This is a genomic window from Rhizobium sp. LARHSG275 (assembly GCF_052871115.1).
In genome coordinates, this window is record NZ_JBIXJN010000031.1 from 1 (window position 1) to 15,914 (window position 15,914).

The window sequence follows — 15,914 nt, forward strand, 5'->3', positions numbered from 1 at the left end:
GCCTTCCTATACGCCGTTGCCGCATCCCGAACTCTATTGCGGCGTCGTCGCACTGAACAACAATCAGGCGGTCATACTCTCGAGCTTCGTCGCTCCTGTCCCCAATGCCGTCATGAACTGCATACCGGAGCAAATCTTTTTCGTGAAGATGGGCTACCAGCCGGTCGGAAGCACAGTGGCTTACGACGAGAGCAACGCCGCCTGCTGCGATTTCACCACCAACGATTTGCTAGAGCACCGCGCCCCTTTCCAGTGCCCTTTTGCATCAAGTGCGGCTCATTCGGCCAAGAAGTACTTGCGGCCTTGGCGCTTACGCTCTGCTGTCTCTTCAGGAGCAACACGACATGTGTGCCATCGTCGTCAACTTTGTCCGCTTCGTGACACGCCTTAGGATTCTTCGGTCCGGTATTTTTGTCCCTCTAAGTGTTTGCCCACTATCTCCACGACAGGGCCATGATTCCGTCGGGCTTAAGAAAAACTGCGAACTTTGCGCAATCGGGCCGCGAGCTGCAATGTCTTGAAATGACGGCCAGCGGCCTAATGGCAAAGCAGATCTGCGCTCGCCTGTCGATTTCCGTGAGTGCGGTGCAGCTCTATCTCGCTTCCGCACGCCGGAAGCTCACCGTCGCCACGACGAGTGAAGCGGTCGCCCGGCTCTTGAATTGATATGAGCATGCGGCCGGAGAATCTTCTGCGAGTAGTTCGGTGACGAGTGTTAGTCTGGTCGGGACTGGCGCGGGCATCGATTTCTTCATGTTGGTCGCGCATCGCGCCGGCAATGCCACAATCACGGCCGCCATCGATCGCATCGTGGTGACTGCTGATTTCCTGTACCCTGGTCTATAGTCTAGCGCAAGAAAGCCGCCTCAGGGATAGGGCCGGCGACGGCATCGCAGTGCTTTCGATCGCGCGCGCCATCTCCTTGCATGTCGAGATAATCGATATTCCTTCTTGATTTGGCCACGGCGCGCTTCGTAACGCTCAGATGCTCGGTGCTCGGTCTTTTCCGCCCATTCCATGGACTTCAGGATGCGGCGATCATCTCTTGCTCAGCGACTTCCCATTCCGCGAAAGCTTTCATCGGGGATGTCACGTTGTTTCATCGACGTCTGGACAAGGCGCTTGTTAGAGGCGTTCATCCCCCGCAACTATCTCGCCAACCGTTAAGCCGCAGACACATGATCACGCCTACACTTCCATTGCGGTGTTATGTTGTATTGGTCATCACCTTCGAGGTGAGAATCTAATCTATCCACCTACTTTGTCGGGTGGTCTAGCAAGAGGGGAATCTCATCGGGCTGCTCGACAGGTTGGTACGCGAACATAATCGCTGCAAACTTTCCCACGGGCCAACTACCGATCTTGAGACAAAGTCTGCGATAGTTGTATGAATACATGAACGAACTATACGTTTCTGTTTTTTTCGAAGAAAACCAAAATACAGAATCGCATTCGAGCGTAGCACTCATGTATATCAAAAAATATATTATTGTTGTATATTGATCTACGCCAAGGTGCCGTCTAGATGTGGCACACGAGAGGCCGGAGTGTGCCCCGGGTAGCGACAAGAGGCCTAAATGACACGACCTAACACCCCGACGCCAGAATTGAAGTGCCAGAAATGAAGGTCGGCCCCCTACTTGGGAACGTGACCGCGACCTCCGGTCAATGGCATTTAAAGCCAGCGGCGACAGCATGCCATAGCAGCCGACCGCGGCTGTAATGGACGTCGGCTATCTCGATCGTGCCGAAACGCGTGCTCTTTCGATCGAGAACCGAAAATATTTGACGTCCTACACCGAGAGGAAAACTATCAATTGCCTTGCTGTAAGAACGCACTCCGACGTGGTGGGCCTGATACAAATTTTTCTACTGAACCAGAGCCTGCGAAGGCGGACATTGCTTACGATGATATTCTGCAATTGCTCTACGCTCATTGCCGTGTGCCGGAGCAACAGTGGATTCACAAGGGTAACTCGGCCGCCGTGGAGCTCGTGATATAGCACAAAATTGAGAGCCAGCCCAACGGGGGCAGATGCGGACTTTCGTTGCGGTGAGGATCGCGCGACCCGAAGCGAAGGATGAGAGATGGCCGGATTCTTGAGAAAACTGCTGCCGAAACGGTTCCGGAAGGACGGCATCACCATTCCGGTCGTCCGGCTGCAAGGGGCGATTATCAGCGGCGGCGGCCAGTTCCGGCCGACCCTCAATCTCGCCAATGTCTCTCCGGTTCTGGAAAAGGCCTTCGCCATGAAGGACGCGCCGGCGGTCGCCATCTCCATCAATTCGCCGGGCGGCTCGCCCGTCCAGTCGCGCCTGATCTTCACCCGCATTCGCGAGCTTGCCCGCGAGAAACAGAAGAAGGTTCTGGTCTTCGTCGAAGATGTCGCCGCCTCCGGCGGTTACATGATCGCGCTTGCCGGCGACGAGATCATTGCCGACGCCACCTCCATCGTCGGCTCGATCGGAGTCGTCTCCGGCGGTTTCGGCTTTCCCGAACTCTTGAAGAAGATCGGCGTCGAGCGGCGCGTCTATACGGCCGGCGAAAACAAGGTGATCCTCGATCCTTTCCAGCCGGAAAAGGAAAAGGATATCGAATACCTGAAGAGCCTGCAGCTCCAAATCCATCAGGTCTTCATATCCATGGTGTGCGAGCGTCGCGCCGGCAAGCTGAGGGACGATGCGGCGGTGTTTTCCGGCCTGTTCTGGAGCGGCACGCGCGGCCTGGAGCTCGGCCTCATCGATGGCCTCGGCGACATGCGCCAGGAATTGAAGAGGCGCTACGGCCAGAAGACCAAGCTGGAGCTCGTTACCGCCGGCCGCGGCCTGTTCGGCCGCCGAATTCCGGGCGTGTCGCCTGTTTCACTCGAGGGCGCGGCGTCCGGTCTTACGATGGGGCTTGTGGAAGCGGCTGAAGAAAGAGCATTGTGGAGCCGTTTCGGGCTTTGAAGGCTTGCGGTGCCGGTCCATGGTGGTGGACGCCACACATAGGCGCGATTGACATCGCCCCTTGGTTCTTATGGATTGTCGTCGGCACTGTAAAGTTATCAGCGGATTGATGCAGCGATAGCTGGCCGGGACGGCTGTCAGGCTGCGGCGACACACGCGATTTTGTTCCAGATTTGCATGGCGGCGTTACGCAGGTCGTCTCGATGTTGAGCCGATGACGGCGTATTACGGGGAAAGTGGAACGGGTTGGCAATCGGATCATGGATGGAAACGAACCGCTGAAGCTGGCGTGCCGACTTGAAGCGTTTCATGGTCCTTTCGCGTCGTCGGGTCGGCTGGTGCGAATTTCCCGATCGATTATTGAGGCCTTTATTCGACCAGTGTTCACACCGGGCATGAGGTCGCGCCTGGCGGCATCATAGGACCCGGAGCTTGTCGGTGATCAGGTGGTGTCCACCTTTGAGCCTTCGGCAACTTACGCATCAGACGCTTTGCCGCCTTGGCTTTGGGCGGCTTTGCACCAGTACTTCGAGGACGAAGCCGTCCTGATCGACGGCACGCCAGAGCCACTGCTTCTCGCCATTGATGGCCACCACACATTCGTCGAGATGCCATTTGTCGCCCAGGCAGCCGGCTGAGCGTCGCTTGATCTGCCGGGCGAAATGCCGTCCGAATTTCTCCGCCCAGCTTCGAATGGTCTGATGCGTGACGATGATGCCGCGGGCCGCCAGCATGTCCTCAACCATGCGCAGGCTGAGCGGAAAGCGAAAGTAGAGCCAGACCGCGTGCGCAATGATCTCAGCAGTAAAGCGGTGGCGACGATAAAGCGGGTCACGAGCAACTTATGACATGGCACATGTACGCACATCTTCATCAGCCGTCGGTTAGCTTTACGGTGCCCTTGATGCAAATGCTGGGATGAAAAGCCGCTTTGTGGTCTAGCGAAATTGGATAGCTATGGTTTACCCGGAGGCACTGTTTCGGGTTGACGTTCACGCGAACAAACGTGGTTTTCAGACGCGACGACATGTGCATCACGGCCGCGGAAACCAACAAGGCTGCGAGGCATATCTTCGCTCGTTTGCGACGATGAAACAATCTCGCAGGTGTTGCACCTTGCCAAGCGCATGCAGACACCCGTGTCGCAAAGCGGACAAAGCTGTCGCACTCTGGACCCCATGGCAAAGTGGAGTCGTCCGAAATCCCCGACTTAATCACCACTCAATCGGCTTGGCACGACGAGTGCTAGGACCGACCCAGACACAAAAACTACATTCGATCGGAGCCAGGGAACAGCATGAATATCGTCGCCATTTCCAGATTACTTGCAACGGTGGCAGCTTATGTGTTGGCGCCCACACCCTTCGACGGCTTCGCCCATCCGGTCGATGCCAACCTGGCAATAAACAGGCCGGACGAGACGTCTTGGCGTTTGCTAGCTCATGTTGCTACCCCGGTCGCGCCCGGCAAGATTTTATTCGAAACATGGGCTTCGAACGAAGACACATTTACCCCGCACCCGGTGTTTCCGGGCGCCAAGGGTGACTCACCCTGTAACCCATCGGGCGCGGTCGTTGGAGCGGCGGAAATCGCCACCCCCGTGGCCAGCCCAAAAATACTGAGTGTTCCAGCCCTCCAGCAGCCGGCTCGGACGCGTCGTGCCCCGCATGTGTCGCCCGACGGGAGCGAAGAAGTTCGCCGCAACCAGACGACTTTCGATTACATCGTCTGCAACCAGCTCTTTACCAAGGCCGGTCTGCGATCCTTCTATAATGCCGGCCGGCCGATCTCATTTCCTGTCGGCGCCATGGAAGTCAAGACAAATTGGGTACCCGCCGATGAGGTCGATAGCTCCGATTATTATGTCAGCGAGGCAGCTGACGGGAAGAAATACGCTCTAACCGCCATGCATATCATTAGTAAGGTGCTGCCCAACTGGACCTGGGCAACCTTCGAGCACGAGAACAATCCAGGCCGTTGCGATTATACCGGATGCCATGATGCCTATGGTGCGGTTGTCGCCGACGTGGAGGCGAATGAGGTCCTTGATCGGCGCTACAGCGACTGTGCAAAGAACGACGCGCTGAAAGCCATGCTGAGCTCTGCGGGCCTTTCACCCGTGTGGGAACATTACTGCCTGAAGGGCAGCCAGATCGACTTCGTCACGGCGACCGGCTTGCCAACGCATCTTGGCAATTCGGTAACGGAGGCCGGATTCACCGACACTTCGTCCTGCATCACCTGCCACGCGCGTGCCGCCGTCAACGCAAAGGGAATAATGACGACGCCAGCAGGATTCGTCGATCCGCCGATCCCGGCGCTCTGTCCCAATCCATCCCGTTCCTGCAGTCCGAATGGCGCGCCGGATCCGAATTGGTTCTGGACCAATCCCGGCAAGCTCGACCAGGCCGCCGTTGCCATGCAGACGGATTTCATCTGGTCAATTGCCCGATTTGCAATCGGCGACTAATACCGGCCCTGCCACGAGAAAGTGAACCAATCCCAAACGTCGGGCCACGGGAGGCTGGAGTTTTCCGGCTTCATTCACGGAGTGGGCTGGTTGCGCCTCCCGATTCATCAGTAGGATCGGCACCCTTATTGCCGATGGCACCATGAGGCCTCTCGTCATTGTAACATCTACGCCAACCCACCATCTTTTGGCGGGCATGCGCAAGTGTCAGGAACTAATGCTGGATCAGACCAACGGCTCGGAAGCGATCGCTAAATGCTTCAACGAATGCACTATTAGGTCGGCTTGCCTGGACGGGAGAAGTCCAAGGCCATCCCTTGGCATAGGCAAAACGTCGAGATCACGTGACACAAATTCCGTCCCCTGTTCGACACGGATCTTCCTCGGATAGCCGCCGGTCGGGCACAACCATTCAAGGTTTGCCCGACATCTTCACCTTGATAGCTGTGGCGCCGATCAAGCACGGGTGAATGGCGGGAGCCGGCGGCGACACTTGCGGCGAAAGGCTCACCGGCTCGGAAGGAACGACCTCAGGCTTTGGATCGACCGAAGGCACGATGGGTGCAGCAACCACGCCCGCCGGCAGCGCGGCAAGCTGCGCATCGGCAACCGAACTCGGAAACAGCGCCTTCAGCGAATCCTGGGTCACGACGCCGGAAGGCGTGAGCCCATGAGCCCGCTGAAACCCCTTGAGCGCGGCGACGGATTTCAATCCCCAGATCCCTGGCGCGCCGGCGTCGAAACCGTGATCGGCAAGCGCCTTCTGGACGTCACGAACCGGCCCGATTTCGGCGTAGGCCTGCCCTGTCGAGATCGCGCACAACATGCACTCCATCGCCAATGTCGAGAATTTCGCTTGCAGCGTCACGTCACTCGTACCCCGAGACGGGTGACTATACACCGCTGGGTTGACGCGCCACTGCTCTTGGCCCTCCCGCAGCACAGGTCACTACAACTTTTCTATTCTGTTGGCGCAAAGTCCAAAAAAGTCGTTATCAGCTTCGGCGTTCAGATTCATTGTCAATCAGTACCGAACATTGGGTCTGACGCATTTGATGACGATTTCTTTCACATTGCGCCGATCAATCGTGCCTGAAGAAGATCTTACTTGCGCGCTGATGAAACTGACGAACAACTGCAATTTCAGCTAGGTGGGCGAAAAAACTTAATCGGGGGGAAGAACGTGTGTCGTGAAGCCGACAAAGGTGACGATGTCGTAAGTTGATTGTCGTCAACGCCATCCCAACCGAAAACGCTGTTGGCTAGTCCTGGTGAGATCATGGATGATGATTAAGCGCCACGCCGAGGGATCCCGTGCACCAGAAGGGGTAAGTGCCGTGCTGTTCCGCCTCGGTTAAAAATACTCCGACCTCATCCTTGCAGGGATGACGTCCTAGGCAGTGGTGTCGCTAGGATTTTGATGCTTCAAAGATACGAAGGACCGCGGCCGCTCTAGGAGTTTTAGACAAAATTTGAAACACTCGTCGCGCTGAAGTCGTTTCACAGCTGCCATAAGGAGGGTGCCTGCAGCAGCTCGCCGAGGTACAGGACGCGCTCAATGGGAAGCCGTTCAACGCTCTTGCAGTGCATAGGGCCATCCAGGCTTCAGACTCAGCGGGGCTGGACGCTTCCGCCTACTCGGCTGGCGCGAATGAATTGGCTAGCGCCCGAAGTCACTCGTCCCACCCTTGCTCTGAAGAGACGCGTGCGCGTCAGCTTGCCGACCGTGATGATGGAACCCAGCCACGCGATCATCGCAGCACGGTGATCAACGAGCGATCTCACCGCATTTATTCCTCCACCAATCGCAACACTGACGGCGTGGAACGTCTTGAGGTCGACTTGCACCATCGGGCCACGCGGCGTGTGTATGGTGAGGGTACTGATATCGACGTCAATAGCGGATTTGTGTACGTCGTGGATTGCGTCAGTCATTTATTGAAGCGCTGTACCGAGTCTTTCCTCAGCATGCTTATGTCTCCTAGGGTAAGGTGTCATGGTTGACCTTGACTGTTCGCTGCTTGTGTCGCTTAAGCGGGCAATCGGTTTAGCGCTATATTTAGCTTTTCGGACACTACTATCGAACAAGCTCCTCTTTAGTCTAGGCATGGTGGCCGGTTGCCAAGTAGCTGCTATGGCATTTCGGCCTTTTTGACTTTCGGACTATTCCGTTCGAAGGGCGAGAGATGCACAGCACGATGAAGTAGAAGTTCATGGGCAGGGCGACAAGGAAGGGCGAAGGAGGTATCCACGATCGCCCGGAGATTGATGTAATCGGGGCGCCTCACACAACCGTCCGAGCAGACTCGTGTAGGATGCTCTGGGACAAGCTCACCCAACACGCGCCTATGACCAAGATCATCTATCGCGGGATACGTTTTACCACCCCCCAAGTGGAGCAGCTTTTCCGACGTCCGGCGAATGATGTCCTGCTAAATTTCAAGGTCCAGGATCTCGGTGATGAGTAGCATTGGGGTGAGCGTCTCCAAGGGTCTGGACCGGCGACGCGGGAGTCGGTATTTGCAGAGGCAAGTAGCATTGGCGAAATCTCGCCGAGACATTATCGCAGATAGAAGGCTTCCTTAAAGTGAAAAAAGTCCAGCGCAGCTTTGCCGTCGAGTACAAATCAGATCGGCGAAAACTCAATTCCAAACCGAACTCGATTTGGGGAGACACCGATCTGAAGTCCGTTGCTCAAGATCTGCAGGATGAGGCAATGCCATTTATGGCATTAACTCCGCAGGCAAGAAGCAGTGAGATGCTTGTATCCGGAGAAGAACAGGCCGGGCCGTTATTGACACTGCCGGTCGGGCGGGAGACAAATGCATCGGCTTTACAGGAGACCACAATGGCCGACGAAAACGCTACGATGATCAATGCTGACACGCCGGCCGCCGCGGCGCCCGATGTGCCGAAAAAAACGCGCAAACCTCGCGCCAAGAAGGCTGTGCCTGAAACGGCCGCAGTAGCCGTTTCTCTGCAGCCGGCTGTGGCCTCGAATGCCACCGCCGGAAAGCAGAGGAGAGGACGCAAAGCAAAGTCGGACGAAGGTGCGACAAGCGCCAGGCGTGCGCCTATCAAACGTGCTCCGAGGGCGGTGCAGGCAGCGACCGTACCGTCGGTGGCTGCAGTTGATGAGTTTGCCGATCTTCTGCAGCTCGAAGAGGAAAATCAACGACTGCGCAAGCTGCTGGCGGAGAAGCTCCGCGCTGAAAATGCCGATTTGCGAAAGCGACTCAACCTCGAGATGTAGAAGGCGGCCAAGCGATGGCCGCATTCTTGTGCTGGTAGAAGTGAAGATTTGGCGGCGGTTCGTTCTGCCGCCAACGTTTTTGCTCGCTGTTTGCATGCGCAGCAGAATCCGAGGTCGATTAATATGGCGTCCCCATGGAAACTTCTTACTGGGCTGGTGTCTCGTCGACGCGAGCAGAAGGGCTCGACCGATGATGTGAAGCCGGACGTATTGGCCATCGCGGAGCCGGCTGAAACAGCAACCAAAGACGAGTTGGGCACCACAGACCGTTCGGCCGACGAAAAGCCAGTTTTTGCAAGTCATTCCGCCGTGGCGTCAGTCGACCAGGATCATCCCGACAAAGCGGCAAGCGCTGTTGATGATCGCGCAGGCATCGAAGACGCAAAGTCGGCGGAAGCGGCTGATGCGGCTTTGCCCGATGTGGCCAATACAGCCGCGCGTGCCGCACCGAAGATCTCTCGAGTTGGCGGTGGTCAAACGCGAAAGCGCAGCATGCGGCGCACGAAAGTGGAAGAGATCGCGGTTGTTCTCCCACCGTCTCTGACTGTTTCTGCCACTTTTGAAGAGGCAATCAATCTTGATGAAGAGATTAGGCTGCTCCGGGATCAGCTGGCGCGCAAGCTTCAAATACAGAACACACAATTAAAGAGGATGCTGCAGCGCTTTGAGCGGTGAACGCGTCCATTAGATCCGGGGCCGGCATATTCGTGGCTACATGGACCCGAACGGTTGGAGAGGCGTCCCACCATTCCTCAACTGCTGTTAAGATCCGGTTTGGCTCTCTCCGCAGCGACTCCCAATTTTCCAGATGGCGTGCGAGATAAGCCAAATCAAGGCCGGGCGCGGCAACGACCGGATTCAGCCCGGCAATTGAAAGAGAACGCGGATTCCCCGACTTCGTCGTTGGTCAGATATTGACTCTCGACCGGCCCAAAGACGAATGTCATGGAATCCGCGGCTCTTTGAGGCGCATCGCTGCCGACTCTTCGATAAATTCACGATAGACCGAGCCGCTTCCGTTCGCTTAGCGCTATGGCCGGGAAGCACTCGGCATCCCAATAAGGATGTCGGATCTGTTGTTCGAGAACCCCATAAAGCCCAAATAAACGTTGTGGAAGAGCGAAGTACCTCATGAAAGTCACAGCCCGAGCTCCGCACGATCAGATTGACGATCACACTTGCTTGCTTACGGACGGTCCGCTCCAATTCTGTACCCCTCGGGGAGAACTGCGTATCCGAGCGCGCAAAAGATGCTGATTATGCGGCTGGAGTTCGAGCGGGATCATTGCCAGTCTTCGCCGAGTGCGGAGGAGAAGATGTCGCATGGCCGAAAAGGATTCGACATTCTCTAACACCTTGCGCCGGGGGCAGGCGCGGGCGATCAGCCACGACGCCAACCGGTCCCGTGTTGCAGGTGGAAGAAAAATGTCGGGCTCTCCACGGACGCGAGCAACGGCTGCGTGTGGAAGTCCGTTTGCCCTTGGCACCATGCCGGAGATGTGAACAGATTGAAGTCCTTCACCAAGGTGGAGGGAACGTGATCTGGAATGGTAGCTCTTCACTGTGTGTTCTCCTTCTGCAACCACCGTCTGATTGGTGCCTTCGAAGAAGGCACCCTTGGCGTCTCTTCAGAAACCAGCGACCTTGGCGAGCGCCCGCTTCTCGCGGCGGCGCTGCACCGAAGAGGCAATGTTCATCGCTTCCCGGTATTTCGCAACCGTGCGGCGGGCGAGATCGACGCCGTCCTTCTTCAGCATGTCGACGATATCGTCATCGGAAAGCACCGCCTCCGGGCTCTCCTGCAGGATCAGCGCACGGATCTTGTGACGCACGGCCTCGGCCGAATGGCTGTCACCGCCGGCGACGGCGCTGATCGAGACGGTGAAGAAATATTTGAGTTCGAAGAGGCCGCGCGGCGTCAGCATATATTTGTTCGACGTGACGCGGCTGACTGTGGATTCATGCATCTTGATCGCCTCGGCGACCGTCTTTAGGTTCAGCGGGCGCAGATAGTCGACGCCATGCAGCAGGAAGGCGTCCTGCTGGCGGACGATTTCGCTTGCCACCTTCATGATGGTTTTTGCCCGCTGATCGAGGCTGCGCGTCAGCCAGTTGGCGCTCTGCAGGCAATCGGAGAGGAAGGCGTGGTCCTCCCCGTCCTTTTTCACCTTGGAAAAATACGACTGGTCGATCAGCACGCGCGGCAGCGCATCCGGATTGAGCTCGACCAGCCAGCCGCCGTCCGAGGAGGCTCTGACGACCACATCGGGCATGATCGCTTCGGAAATACCCGCCTCGAAACCGCTGCCGGGCTTGGGATTGAGCTGGCGGATCTCGCCGAGCATGTCGAGAAGATCTTCCTCGTCGACGCCGCAAAGCCGCTTCAGCGTGGCAAAATCGCGCCGGGCAAGCAGTTCGAGATTTTCGACCAGAGCCTGCATGGCCGGGTCATATCGGTCCTTCTGCTTCAGCTGGATCGCCAGGCACTCGGCGAGGCTGCGGGCGAAAACACCCGGCGGATCGAGGCTCTGGAGGGTGGCGAGCACGCGCTCTGCCTGTGCGAGGCTCGTGCCCAGCCTCTCGCCCGCCTCGACGATATCGGCCTGCAGATAACCGCAGTCGTCGAGCTGGTCGACGAAATTCTGCGCGATCAGCCGGTCGGCCATGTCAGGCAGGACGAAGGGGATCTGCTGGGCGAGATGATCGCGCAGCGACACCTGGCCGGCGACGAAATCGTCGAGATCGTAGTCGGCGCCCTCGCCGCTGCCCGGCATCGACTTCCACTGGCTGACGAGCTCCGGCGCATCGAGGCGCTGCGGGGCACCGTCGTCAGGAAAGACATTGGTGTAATTGGCGTCGAGCTCGTCGTTCAGCCGGCTGGTGCTGGCGCTGCCGCCATTGTCATACCAGTCGCTGGAGAGCGGATCCTCACGATTGTCGGTGCCATCATCCGCGCCGGCATCCTCCGGCTGATGAGCATGCTCTCCATCTTCGGCATCGCCACGTTCGCCGCCCGCCTCGCCGTCGTTCGCGAAATTGAGCAGTGGGTTCTTCTCCACTTCCAGGGCGATAAACTGGGTGAGTTCAAAATGAGTCATCTGCAGCAACTGGATGGATTGCATCAGTTGCGGTGACATCATCAGGGAGTGGGTCTGGCGCAGGGTTAGTTTGGCGGACAAAGCCATGGAAACCTCCTGACCGCTAGGAAAACGTTGTCTCAAGGATCGGACTATTGAAAGGCACCCCACAGGCGGCAAGGGAGACGGAGAAGAGCAGTGTGCCTACAAGAGCGATTACTTCCATCGGAGGATCCCCCATTTTCGGCGAACGCTGGTTCATCGGCATGGCTTGTCTGAAGGTAGGCGAGCGCTTACTCTCAGGTGCCGTGTTGGTGACCATAGAACTACTAATCACTCTGGACATTCCGAACTCCAATAACGCTTGAAAGCTCAGTTCCGCGAGCAAGAGCGATGCCAGTCTGAGAAACCTCGCCTTTCCAACTGGGCATGCTCTTGGTTGTCCGCTCTAGACATCTTTGCTACAGGCTTTCGTCGGAGACGCGACAGGGCCACTTAGCCTGTCAATTGGGAGAAATGGTGCAATCGGCGTCGAGTTCGTCCCTTAGCCGCCTGGTGCTGGCGTTGCCGCCATTGTCATGCCATTCGCTGGAGCGCGCATCGGTGCGGTTATCGTAACGATCGTCTGCGCTGGCGTCCTCCGGCAAGCGGCCGAACTGCTCGTCGCCTATCTCGCCGTCGTTCGATCAAAATTCGAGCAGCGGGTTCTTCTCGACTTTCAGGGTGATGAACTGCTTGAGTTCGAAACGCGTCATCTGCAGCAACTGGATGGCTTGCATCAGTCGCGGTATCAGCACCAAAGGGTGCGTCTGACGGAGGAAAAGATTGGCAGAGGTCATGGGAACTCCTGGTCCCGTTAGTCGGAGGTGATGTGAGTCTGACAATTCTTCGGGCAGACGCGGGCGCAGGCGCCGCAACCGATACATCGGCCGGGGTGATCGACAATCATCAGCAATCGCTCGACCTCATCATCGTCTGCTCCATCACCGTCACCTAAAATTTCGCCTGAGTCAGTGATGCCGCGAATGTGCATGACGTCACGCGAACAGACTTTGAAACAACGGCCGCAGCCAATGCAACTTGCGTCTATCTGGCCCAGATATTCCGGGAGCCATCTAGATCCGTCGCGGCTTACGAATGAATCCGGCATAGTGTTCTCCTGTGCAGCGAGGTCTTTTTGCGCAATGCAGATCTAGCATTGCTCTTGAAGGTCGGCTCAGAGCCGTTGAAACGGGCGTTTGAGACATGGATGCCTTTCCTGTGAAGAGGTTTCACGGATCGCTACCATGGTATTCCTCTTCAGCCGTACACCAGGATTAAGATCCAGGTGCCGGCTGGTTCCAAAACGCGCCTTAGGGTATTTTCAAGCACCGAGGCCATAGCCCCTCCTTCACAGGTTGGGAGACTTACATGTCAGCGGCCAGACGTCCCTTGGCTCCAACCGAATTTATTTTTGTGTCTGGTTGGTCCTAGCACTCGTCGTGCCAGGCCGATGGCGCCCTGATTAACCTGGGGATTTCGGACCAGTCCCCTTTCGCCAGGGGTTCCACAGTGCGGCAGCTTTGTCAGCTTTCGCGAGAGCGGGTGTCTCCATGCGCTTGGCTGATTCCGAGATCGTTTAACCCGCTAACGACTGAAGATATGCCTCGCGGCCTGTTGGTTTCGGCGAGCGTGATGCACATGTCGTCGTCCGTTAAACCACTGCATTTGATCGCGTGAATCTCAGCGCGGAGCAGAGCCTCCGGTAAACCATAGCCATCCAGTCTCGCTAGAGAACAGCGCCGCTTTTCATGGCCAGCATTTGCATCAAGTGCGCTCGATCGACCGAGAGGTGCGTCATTGGGGCTCGCCCTCTGCGGCTTCTTCAGGGACACCATGACATATGTGCGACATTGTCGTCACTTTGTCGGCTTCGTGACACGGTTTAGGATTCTTCGGTCCAGTATTTTAAACCTCTAAGTGTCTGTGGCAGCACCAACTTTCGTTCTGCCCATCAATCAACTCAATTGGCACGACGCTTGAAAATTGTTCCCGGGCTGCGACGGAGCCAGCTTGTATGAAACGGAGATCGCATGTCCATCCGGAAAAGGAAGTTCTTCGTCAAGCGGGGACAAGGCATCGTGGTTGGCAGCTTCAACGGAACTAAAACTGCGGAGACAAACATGGAACCGGGTTTGAAAGCAGCGCTCCTTGATCAGATCTCGGCGGTAAAAAAGGTCAAGGACTTCCAAGTAGTGCTCTCCGCAGTTGAAAAGGCAATCAAGTTGATCCCGGACAATATCTACTTGCGCGAGTATCATGTGGCGACATTGATCGGAAAATTGCATGACTTTGAGGCGGGTTGGATAGCGTTGGGCCGATTTACACGGAATGCAATTGAACGAAACTCCGAAGATTGGCTTCTGGCGGCGATGCGGCAACTCTTCGGTTCGCCGTACGATTACTCGTGCCTTCCTTTTGCGGAGCGCTTCTCCATGGGCAAGGAACTCTCCGATCGCATTCTGACACTGTGTCCGCAATGGGATCCTAGGTCGCGCGCTCTCTCTTACGCGGCAATTGCTCCTTACTACCATGAAAACGGCAAAAATGAACGGGCAGTGGAGTTGATCGAGGAGGCATTGAAATTGTTAGAAGGTGAGTCTCTCGCGGATGACGTGAAGCAGGAATGGCTGGCGCAATTGCTGCAGGCATTGGAAAAATACAAGGGATAGAGGATTGATACGAATTTTCCACGGATCCGAAGAAGTGGGATTGAAAAAGAGCAGCCTGTCGGCGCTGCTCAGGCAGCATCTCCAATCATTCTGAGGAAGAAGGGACTTAATATGTTTCGGAGCAGGATTGATCGAAATCAAGGGCAGACGGCCCGATGTCTGCGAGGACTGGCATCACGGCTAGCACGCTGCATGCGAACTAGAGTTGGAGGATAAAATGAGATCTCAGTTCCTAATTGACTCTCGAGCTCCGTCGATCGAAATGCTCACCTGGATATGTGGCAAACCGGTTTTCGCGCTACAGCGCGGCACGATATACATCGTTGCACTCTTCGCGACAAGCTGCGTATTTTGCCCGAAGGCCCTTGCCGACCTGGGGCGGTTGCAGGAGAAATACCGGGATATGGGAGTTGAGGCATTCGGGGTTGCAGCAAGGGAGCTGGCTGCAACGGCTGACGAGGCCCGCGCGCGAGTGGAGACATGGCTAAATAAAAAGCTTCCGAATTCGACGATCCCGATTGCCTTCGAGCATACAGGTGAAATGAACAAGCTTTGGTTGGTTGCCAGCGGATCTGTCGGAGATCCAACAATTTTCGTCGTCGACCGAGACAACAGCATCACCTATATTGGCTACCCGGAGCCTGCGGACCCGGACCTACTCGAGCGCGTTTTGACAAAAGTCATGGACGGCAGTTGGGACACCAGCGCAGAAGCGAAAAAAGCCCACGAGAAGTGGCTTGAAGTAGCGCTCGTTCACCGCGCGAATGGCGCGCTGAGCATTAAGGATTTCAAGACCGCGCTCTCGACAATTGAAGAGCTCAAAGAGGGATTTCCGGATAATCTTCAATACCGCGAACATCATGTCAAGGTGTTGCTTGAAATGATGCACGACTTTGAGGCGGGCTGGATCGTATTGGCCGGACTTGTCCGAGATGCAATCGAAAAAAATGATGATCGTTGGCTTCTGGTGGCGATGCAGCAACTCTTCGGTTCACCGTACGACTACTCCCGCCTTCCATTTGCGGAACGCTTTTCGATGGGCAAGGAACTCTCCGAGCGCATCCTCACACTGTGTCCGCAACAAGATGGCATCTCACGCGCGCTCTATTACGCGACAATTGCCCCTTACTTCTATGATAGCGGCGACAAAGACCGGGCAATTGAATTGGTCGAGCATGCGGTGGAGCTGGTCGAGGGTTCGTCTCTCCCAGACGACCAAAAGCAGGAATGCCTGGCGCAACTGGTGCAGGCTCTGGCCGAATACAAGGGGTAAGAGATACGAGGGAATTCGCTGAGGATCCGCAGAACCGGTCTTGAAAGGAGAACCCGTGGGCGCTGTTTACGCAGTGCCCGCGGAATTCGGCGAACCCCCTAGCGTTCCTTTTCATCTACGCGCCATGCTTCAATGACGCCTCATCGGTCGCCTTGGCTGTGCGTGAGCAGGTGTGCAGGCG

The 15,914-nt window shown here is 56.5% G+C and carries 9 protein-coding genes and 7 pseudogenes; 10 read left to right on the forward strand and 6 right to left on the reverse strand.

What is annotated here, in order from left to right; all coding sequences use genetic code 11:
- The 5 genes and pseudogenes from ACIPSK_RS30045 to ACIPSK_RS30065 form a co-directional block, all read left to right on the forward strand.
- Nucleotides 1-391 (forward strand): annotated as a pseudogene (locus tag ACIPSK_RS30045) (hypothetical protein); the annotation flags it as partial.
- A gap of 38 nt (nucleotides 392-429) precedes the next feature.
- A pseudogene (locus ACIPSK_RS30050) lies at nucleotides 430-666 on the forward strand (helix-turn-helix domain-containing protein); the annotation flags it as partial.
- A gap of 39 nt (nucleotides 667-705) precedes the next feature.
- Nucleotides 706-834: pseudogene (locus ACIPSK_RS30055) on the forward strand (DUF2269 family protein); the annotation flags it as partial.
- 983 nt (nucleotides 835-1,817) lie between these two features.
- Nucleotides 1,818-1,955 (forward strand): annotated as a pseudogene (locus ACIPSK_RS30060) (GntR family transcriptional regulator); the annotation flags it as partial.
- Between the two features lie 133 nt (nucleotides 1,956-2,088).
- The gene (locus tag ACIPSK_RS30065; protein ID WP_017968989.1) at nucleotides 2,089-2,949 is read left to right on the forward strand and encodes a S49 family peptidase; all 861 of its coding nucleotides are present in this window, start codon (nucleotides 2,089-2,091) and stop codon (nucleotides 2,947-2,949) included.
- A 137-nt stretch (nucleotides 2,950-3,086) separates the two neighbouring features.
- Here ACIPSK_RS30065 and ACIPSK_RS30070 read toward each other — a convergent pair.
- Nucleotides 3,087-3,746 (reverse strand): annotated as a pseudogene (locus tag ACIPSK_RS30070) (IS6 family transposase).
- 500 nt (nucleotides 3,747-4,246) lie between these two features.
- On the opposite strand from ACIPSK_RS30070, the gene ACIPSK_RS30075 reads away from it, so the two are divergent.
- A complete protein-coding gene (locus tag ACIPSK_RS30075) occupies nucleotides 4,247-5,419 on the forward strand; it encodes a hypothetical protein (protein ID WP_245268466.1) in 1,173 nt (390 codons plus the stop codon).
- A 70-nt stretch (nucleotides 5,420-5,489) separates the two neighbouring features.
- Here the strand turns inward: ACIPSK_RS30075 and ACIPSK_RS30080 are convergent.
- Both ACIPSK_RS30080 and ACIPSK_RS30085 read right to left on the reverse strand, forming a co-directional pair.
- A pseudogene (locus tag ACIPSK_RS30080) lies at nucleotides 5,490-5,898 on the reverse strand (integrase core domain-containing protein); the annotation flags it as partial.
- A complete protein-coding gene (locus ACIPSK_RS30085; RefSeq protein WP_318026076.1) occupies nucleotides 5,832-6,254 on the reverse strand; it encodes a peptidoglycan-binding domain-containing protein in 423 nt (140 codons plus the stop codon). The gene ACIPSK_RS30085 and the pseudogene ACIPSK_RS30080, both read right to left, overlap by 67 nt.
- A gap of 1,752 nt (nucleotides 6,255-8,006) precedes the next feature.
- On the opposite strand from ACIPSK_RS30085, the gene ACIPSK_RS30090 reads away from it, so the two are divergent.
- Together ACIPSK_RS30090 and ACIPSK_RS30095 are read left to right on the forward strand one after the other, a co-directional pair.
- On the forward strand, nucleotides 8,007-8,672 hold the full coding sequence (locus tag ACIPSK_RS30090) for a transcriptional regulator (protein WP_017968985.1): 666 nt from the start codon (nucleotides 8,007-8,009) through the stop codon (nucleotides 8,670-8,672).
- Between the two features lie 123 nt (nucleotides 8,673-8,795).
- Nucleotides 8,796-9,347 carry a hypothetical protein gene (locus ACIPSK_RS30095; protein ID WP_162118153.1) on the forward strand — a complete coding sequence of 184 codons (552 nt, stop codon included), beginning with the start codon at nucleotides 8,796-8,798 and terminating at the stop codon, nucleotides 9,345-9,347.
- Nucleotides 9,348-10,300: 953 nt separating this feature from the next.
- Here the strand turns inward: ACIPSK_RS30095 and rpoN are convergent.
- From rpoN to fdxB, 3 genes and pseudogenes are all read right to left on the reverse strand, one after another.
- Nucleotides 10,301-11,857, reverse strand: a complete 1,557-nt coding sequence (gene rpoN, locus ACIPSK_RS30100; RefSeq protein WP_162118150.1) for an RNA polymerase factor sigma-54 — start codon at nucleotides 11,855-11,857, stop codon at nucleotides 10,301-10,303.
- Nucleotides 11,858-12,267: 410 nt separating this feature from the next.
- A pseudogene (locus tag ACIPSK_RS30105) lies at nucleotides 12,268-12,588 on the reverse strand (RNA polymerase factor sigma-54); the annotation flags it as partial.
- A 17-nt stretch (nucleotides 12,589-12,605) separates the two neighbouring features.
- Nucleotides 12,606-12,899, reverse strand: coding sequence for a ferredoxin III, nif-specific (gene fdxB, locus ACIPSK_RS30110; protein ID WP_017968979.1), 294 nt, complete (start codon nucleotides 12,897-12,899; stop codon nucleotides 12,606-12,608).
- A gap of 922 nt (nucleotides 12,900-13,821) precedes the next feature.
- Here fdxB and ACIPSK_RS30115 point away from each other — a divergent pair.
- Together ACIPSK_RS30115 and ACIPSK_RS30120 are read left to right on the forward strand one after the other, a co-directional pair.
- A complete protein-coding gene (locus tag ACIPSK_RS30115; protein ID WP_017968978.1) occupies nucleotides 13,822-14,460 on the forward strand; it encodes a hypothetical protein in 639 nt (212 codons plus the stop codon).
- A 217-nt stretch (nucleotides 14,461-14,677) separates the two neighbouring features.
- The gene (locus tag ACIPSK_RS30120) at nucleotides 14,678-15,733 is read left to right on the forward strand and encodes a TlpA disulfide reductase family protein (protein WP_162118149.1); all 1,056 of its coding nucleotides are present in this window, start codon (nucleotides 14,678-14,680) and stop codon (nucleotides 15,731-15,733) included.
- The last annotated feature ends 181 nt before the right edge of the window (nucleotides 15,734-15,914 follow it).